General features: G+C 47.7%; 5 protein-coding genes and 1 pseudogene. 3 read left to right on the top strand and 3 right to left on the bottom strand.

What is annotated here, in order from left to right; genetic code table 11:
- Positions 1 to 37 precede the first annotated feature (37 nt).
- Both H5985_RS08235 and H5985_RS08230 read right to left on the bottom strand, forming a co-directional pair.
- Positions 38 to 1,276, bottom strand: coding sequence for an RNA-guided endonuclease InsQ/TnpB family protein (locus tag H5985_RS08235; protein WP_205050834.1), 1,239 nt, complete (start codon positions 1,274 to 1,276; stop codon positions 38 to 40).
- A gap of 311 nt (positions 1,277 to 1,587) precedes the next feature.
- Positions 1,588 to 2,868 carry an amidohydrolase gene (locus H5985_RS08230; RefSeq protein WP_239481730.1) on the bottom strand — a complete coding sequence of 427 codons (1,281 nt, stop codon included), beginning with the start codon at positions 2,866 to 2,868 and terminating at the stop codon, positions 1,588 to 1,590.
- A 142-nt stretch (positions 2,869 to 3,010) separates the two neighbouring features.
- Between H5985_RS08230 and H5985_RS09475 the strand changes: the two are divergent.
- The 3 genes and pseudogenes from H5985_RS09475 to H5985_RS08220 all read left to right on the top strand — a co-directional run.
- Positions 3,011 to 3,334: pseudogene (locus H5985_RS09475) on the top strand (FKBP-type peptidyl-prolyl cis-trans isomerase); the annotation flags it as partial.
- Positions 3,335 to 3,340: 6 nt separating this feature from the next.
- On the top strand, positions 3,341 to 3,679 hold the full coding sequence (locus tag H5985_RS09470) for an FKBP-type peptidyl-prolyl cis-trans isomerase (RefSeq protein WP_338124966.1): 339 nt from the start codon (positions 3,341 to 3,343) through the stop codon (positions 3,677 to 3,679).
- Between the two features lie 231 nt (positions 3,680 to 3,910).
- Complete coding sequence (locus H5985_RS08220) at positions 3,911 to 5,281, top strand: MATE family efflux transporter (protein ID WP_239481728.1); 1,371 nt, start codon at positions 3,911 to 3,913, stop codon at positions 5,279 to 5,281.
- Between the two features lie 58 nt (positions 5,282 to 5,339).
- Here the strand turns inward: H5985_RS08220 and H5985_RS08215 are convergent, their stop codons facing one another.
- On the bottom strand, positions 5,340 to 6,290 hold the full coding sequence (locus tag H5985_RS08215; RefSeq protein ID WP_205050832.1) for a DMT family transporter: 951 nt from the start codon (positions 6,288 to 6,290) through the stop codon (positions 5,340 to 5,342).
- Between the last annotated feature and the right edge of the window lie 168 nt (positions 6,291 to 6,458).

The following is a 6,458-nucleotide window of genomic DNA, read 5'->3' as shown; positions in this document are numbered from 1 at the left end:
GAACCCGCACCGACGGGTTTCTCCTCGGGGGAACTCTTCAAAAAGGAATCGCTTCCTTTTCCAGCGCACGGCCGTTCCGGCCGTATCGGTGTTTGTCTGATTCTGAGAGCTTTACCCAATGACGCAAGTTTTGCGCGGCAGCCTCATCCCGGTCATGCTCGTGACCGCATTTCGCACAGCGCCACTCACGTTCCTTCAATGTCAAACTCTCTTTCTTAGTCCCGCACTCCGGACACCGTTTACTGGACGGGTACCACCGACCCGCCACGATCAGGTTCTTTCCGACCGCTTTTAACTTGTATTGAAGCGTTCGGTTAAAATTTCCGATCCCAACATCGGATACGGCACGTGCCAGATGGTGATTTTTTACCATCCCTCGCAAATTCAGATCTTCAATCACATAGCTTGTCACTTGGCTATCGTTGACTAACCGATAAGTGATTTGATCGATCCAGTTTTTACGGCAATGGCGAATTCTCTCATGAGTACAGGCTAACTCTTTTCTCACCTTCTCATAGCGTTTTGAGACGGTGACTTCCTTAACTTTTTCTCCTTTGTCGTTTACCTTAACGTTGACGATACGCAGGCATCGAGCCAATCGCTTTTGCTGTTTTTTCAATTGCTCCGAATGCTTGTTTAAAAACGTCGGATTATCGATTTTTTCTGTTCCACTCTGACTCACAACCGTAAATGCCGTTTTAATGCCGGCATCAATGCCTGCCGTACGTTCAAAATCAACCGTATCCGGTGCAACTTCAGGTTGAGCATTATCAACCAGAACACTGGCGTAGTACTTGCCTGAGGCTTCCCTGACAACCGTAACGGTTTTAACCGTACCGTTAAAGCGTCTATGTAAGATGGCTTTAATCGGCCCGATTTTTGGTAAAACAATATGACCTTTTGTTCCAAGATCAGGAAATTGAACTTTGCAATGTTGAGGGCATTGAAAAGATTGTCTGCCGGAGTGTTTACTTTTAAATTTAGGACGCCCAGCTCGTTTTTCGAAGAAATTCACAAAAGCCCGGTCAGCGTTGCGGGCTGCCATTTGAAGCGATTGTGAATTGACATCCTTGAGCCATGGGTATTCTTCTTTCAATTTGACCAAACGGACAATGAAATCATTGCATCGCATGGTTTTACCGGTTTGTTTGTAACAACAATCAGTCTCAGAGAGGTAACGGTTGAAAACCCAACGGGTGCAACCGAAGTGGTCAACCAGAGATCGACGCTGAGAGCTGCTTGGATAGATCCGAAAATGATATGATACAAACGACATATTTAAATCGTATCACATTAAGATCTTATTATTCAACTGTTTTAAGCTTATTATTTGATATATAGCAATCCTTTTCGGATTGCCGTCTTACATCCACCGCATTTGAATAAACCCTGCCCCATAAAGTCGACCAGTTACAGTTACTGATTTTGGGTTATTTGCTGTCGATATTCACTCGGTGTTAGATAACCCAATTTCTTTTGGATCCGTCCCTTAATTGTCTTTGCTGGCCGGTTAATCCAAAAAATACCCCGCCGGTCAGTTGTCTACCGAACGGGGCACTGCTCAATTAACTCAGCTCCTAAAGCGACTCAATTGCTGTTTAGGCGCTGCAGCATACGGACAAAAATTTCAAAACCCTCGGGCATACTTTCCGTATCCTGGATTTCAAAATTACCCTTATGATGACCGTGGTGGTTGCAACCGTAATAGAAGAACGTTGCTTTGCCGCCGTGTTTCTGAACGGTTTGCATTAAAAGCGAGCAGTCTTCACTGCCGGTGCATGAGGTGATATCAAACACTTTCTGTACGGTGGGCACTTCTTTTGCTTCGGCTTCAAGAATGTCAGAGAGATCCTCGTCAGAATGAATGTCGGTTGCCATACCCATGATGTCAATTTTGTACTGCACACCGTAACTTTCTGCCGAGCCCTTGATCATGCGTTCAGCCGTTTCCTGCATATAACGGTTGATTTCGTTATTTTTGCCTCGAACTTCCAATTCCATCTTGGCGTGAACCGGTACAACGTTTCGGCCTTCACCGGCACTGATCGTACCGATATTGACACTCGTATCGCCCTGACCGTGGCGGGCAATACCCATGATTTGCATGGCAGCAGAACACGCAGCCATCAATGCATTGCGGCCGAGCTCGGCTGCGGCTCCGGCGTGAGCCGGAACGCCCGTAAACGTAACATTCATCTTGGTTGTCGCAAGAAAGCCGCTTCGAATCACAGCCACTTCGTGCAGTTTGGCTGCCACCCCGATGTGTCCCCCGACCAGATAGTCAACATCGTCAAGGTTTTTGGAATAAGCAATGCCGGCTGCACCCTTGGTTCCTTCTTCTGCCGGTTGGAAAATCAGTTTGATGGTGCCTTTGAGTGTGTCGGCATTGTCGTGAATCCAGTGAGCGACGGCAAGGCCCATCGCGGCGTGGGCATCGTGACCGCAGGCGTGCATGAGGCCTGAGCATTCGCTATCAAACCCTTCACGATTGGCTTCGTTTGTGGCATCGTGATTTTCTTCCACATTGACGCAATCGATATCAAAGCGAAGAGCAGTAACGGGGCCGGGGCGACCGGTTTCCCAAATGGCCATGCAGCCCGTGTAACCTTCCAATTCTTTTAAGAGCTGCGGATTCATTCCGAGCTTTAAGGATCGTTGCATGGCTTCTTCAATCACTTTGGGTTCGCGGCCCAAAGCGTGCTCGGTATCAAATAAGGCTTTACCGACGACAGTTTTGAAACCTAAATCACGAACGCGGTTAACAATGGTTTGCGTGGTGAGAAACTCCGTCCAGGCGATTTCAGGATGATGGTGAAATTGACGGCGGGTTTCGATCATTTCAGGAATGTAAGCGGCTAAATGCAGCATGATGGATTCTCCAATGCGAGGATAAGACTATTCTACTGAAAGCTTTTTGCTCTAGAAGAAACGACCGATGGGAAAAGTTGCCTTAAACGCTTAACTCAGGCAAGATGAGCGCTGAAATGATTAACACATTAAGGAAATTACAATGACTGAACCTCTGCAGATTACCGATCTCGTTATCGGTGACGGTGCTGAAGCAACAAAAGGGACGCGTATCAGTGTTCACTATACAGGCAAACTTACTGATGGGACCGTGTTTGATTCGAGCCTTACCCGTGGTCAACCCTTTGAATTCATCCTTGGAGCCGGCCAGGTGATTCGCGGCTGGGACGAAGGTTTTGCCGGTATGAAAGTGGGCGGCAAGCGAAAACTCGTGATCGCTCCGGAATACGGTTATGGTGACTATGGTGCCGGTGATGTGATTCCTCCGAAAGCCACACTTGAATTCGAAGTTGAGCTTTTAGACGTTGAAAAAATTCCGGAGCCCGGTCAATTGAAAATTGAAGACGTTAAAGTCGGTGACGGTGAAGAAGCTCGACCCGGGATGATTGTCAGTGTCCATTACACGGGAAAATTAACCGACGGCACGATTTTTGACTCCAGCATTCCTCGCGGCGAACCGATTGAATTCGAATTGGGCCGCGGCATGGTTATTCCCGGTTGGGAACAGGGGATTGCCGGAATGAAGGTGGGCGGCAAGCGAATTCTCACTATCCCGTACAATCTTGCGTACGGCTCTCGAGGCTATCCCGGAGTCATTCCTCCCTATGCCACGCTTGTTTTTGACGTTGAACTGACCAAGGTTGCAAAATAGCGTCAAAATGTCACTCAGACGGGTCCGATCCAAAATCGGACCTTTTTGTTTTTTTTGGGTGAAAAATCAATAATTTCAATGTGTTAATTGATTGGCCTTAATGGTAAGAATATCGGAGAATTTACTAATTCTTTTGGCGTACAATCATTTCATAACGTTTGCGTTGTTAGCTTATAACAAGGCGCAACAACGCCCGAGTAAGACCTGTTCAGACGTTAAAGATCGTACATTATGGGCGCTAGTAGAAAAATCAATATGCTCGAAGGCAGGCTTTGGGACAAGATCGTTGTCTTTGCCTTACCCTTGGCCTTCACCGGCATGCTGCAACAACTCTATAACGCAGCTGACGTTGCTGTTTTGGGTCGTTTTGTTTCCGATCTCGCGGTTGCTGCTGTCGGCAATAACGTTCCGGTTATCGGTCTGATTATCAGCTTTTGCATGGGTTTGGCCTTGGGTGTCAATGTGGTCGTTGCCCGCGCTTTAGGCATGAAAAATGATCGCAAAGCCAACGAAGCGGTCAGAACCTCATTTTTAACAGCCATCGCCTTCGGCATCATTGCGTTAATCATCGGTGAAATTTTTTCAGCCTCCGCAATGGTTTGGTTGGAAGTGCCCGAAGAAGTGCAGGAGCCTGCACTGACTTACTTACGAGTCTATTTGCTCGGCATGCCCTTTATTGCGCTCTATAACTTTTTGGCAGCCGTCTTTCGCAGTCAGGGTGATACGCAAACACCGTTGTGGGCACTGTTGATTGCCAGCGTATTTAATATCGGCGGCAATTTATTTGCAGTTCTTGTTTTGAATTGGGATGTCGCGGGGGTTGCACTGGCGACGGTGTTAGCCAATTTGCTGTCTGCAGCGATTTTATTTGTAAAGCTCACACGAATTGATGGTCCGCTCAAGCTTGAAATCTCGCAATTACTCAAAGTAGACCTCCCATCGCTAAAAAGCATCGTTCGCATCGGGATGCCCGCCGGTATTCAAGGGGCTGTGTACTCTCTTTCCAATTTGGTTATTCAATCGGCCATTAACAGCTTGGGGCCGGCCGCCATGGCGGGCTCTGTTGCCGCCTTCACGATTGAAATGAACGTTTACTGCTTTGTCAATGCTTTTGCGTTGGCAGCAACTACCTTTGTCAGTCAAAACTATGGAGCGAGAAACTTAGACCGCTGTCGCAACGTTATGTGGGTGACATTGGGATTGAATATGCTCATTACCATCATCATGACGGCTTGGATTGCGATATTCAGCCGAGAATTGTTGGGCATTTTCACCCATAGCGAAGAAGTGATTGCTCTGGGCATGTTCCGTATCTGGTGGGTGGTGCTGCCTCAACCGCTCTGTGTCCTGATGGATACGCTCTCGGGTTGTATGCGTGGTTACGGTTATTCGATGCCGCCTGCGATGGTGACATTAGTTGTTGTCTGTTCTGTGCGACTGATTTGGGTTTATACCGTTTTCCCGCTGACACCGACCTACGAAACGCTGATGATGGTTTATCCGCTCAGTTGGATCATTACTTTGGCAGGACTCATCATGCTTTATGTGCGATTGCTTCGCAGGATTCGCAATCGTAGAGAGCTGATCGGAGAGGAAATTTAAGTTAAAGGCCGCCTAAAAGATAAGTTCTTTCGGCGGCCGAATCCACAAAGATCGATTATTAGTTGCCGGAAACTGTTGCTTGAATCGATCCGGCAGAAACTTTCTTTGCTGCAACTTTTCCGTTTTGTTCTGATTTCAAAACAATAGCCAGACCCACGAGAATAGCAATAAGACCGACTGTTGCCCAAGGATTGACACTTTCATGCACGACAGTAATGGCGAGGACAAACGCTGTGACCGGCTCCAAAAGGCCCAGAGCCACACAGGTGGAGACTTGAGTCGTTTTAAGTGCAGTACCGTAAAGCAGATAAGCCACGCCCGTGACAATCACACCTAAGTAGATGACGATCATCATGTCGCTTGCGATGATTTGCGGGATGTCGGAAAAAATCAGGGCGGCCGCAATCGCAATACAACCGGCCACACTGAAAGCGTGAGCCGAGGCTCTCAGAGGAGTCGTGAGGCTTACAAGTTCCTTGGCAAGCATAGAGTAGCCTGAGTAAAAAAGACCGGCTAGGAGGCAAATACCCATTCCGAGCATATTCAGTTCAATGTTGCCTGCTTGGCTCACAGCCATCCAAACACCGCCCGCAATCGCAATGGCAATTCCGATTAACCAGAGGCTCTCGGGCGCCTTTTTCTTAATGAACGTGTCCAAAATACCGGCCCAGACAGGGGCAGAAGCGATGATTGTGCACGAGCCCAGGGCAACGCCGGCAGTTTTCACTCCGGTAAAGAAAAGCAGATTAAACATGGCCATGCAAACACCCGCAGCCAACACTTTTAAACCATAACCATTTTTATTTGAAACGGGTGTCGTTGAATGGGGCGTGCGGCTTAACCACAGTGCGGGATAAAAGAAAAAGCAAGCGCACACAATGCGCAAGGCTCCGACCCACAAAGGCGAGAGACTCGGGCTTTCAATAAAGGTTTGGGCTGTGCCCGCCGTTCCCCAAAGAATGGCAGCCACGGCCGCTAAGATAAAACCGGGTAATGTCAGTGTTTTCATGAATATCAACTCGATCATTTAGGACTATTATACTCAAATATCTTCACGTGAAGATACTAGGTAAAAAGATTTTAGCTCGGAAGAAATTTTTGGCGAAGATGTTTTTTGCTCAAAAGCCCGGTTTTAGCGTATTCATCTATTGCCCGAGGGTGTGAAGTTGCGTATAGT

Source organism: Parasutterella secunda, from assembly GCF_016901835.1.
GTDB classification, from domain to species: domain Bacteria; phylum Pseudomonadota; class Gammaproteobacteria; order Burkholderiales; family Burkholderiaceae_F; genus Aphodousia; species Aphodousia faecavium.
This window is presented reverse-complemented; position numbering and strand designations above follow the sequence as displayed.

What these genes read in the sequence shown, in the direction of transcription:
- H5985_RS08235 (WP_205050834.1), bottom strand. Translation starts at nt 1,276, where the DNA reads ATGTCGTTTGTATCATATCATTTTCGGATCTATCCAAGCAGCTCTCAG.
- H5985_RS08220 (WP_239481728.1), top strand. Translation starts at nt 3,911, where the DNA reads ATGGGCGCTAGTAGAAAAATCAATATGCTCGAAGGCAGGCTTTGGGAC.
- H5985_RS08230 (WP_239481730.1), bottom strand. Translation starts at nt 2,868, where the DNA reads ATGCTGCATTTAGCCGCTTACATTCCTGAAATGATCGAAACCCGCCGT.
- H5985_RS08215 (WP_205050832.1), bottom strand. Translation starts at nt 6,290, where the DNA reads ATGAAAACACTGACATTACCCGGTTTTATCTTAGCGGCCGTGGCTGCC.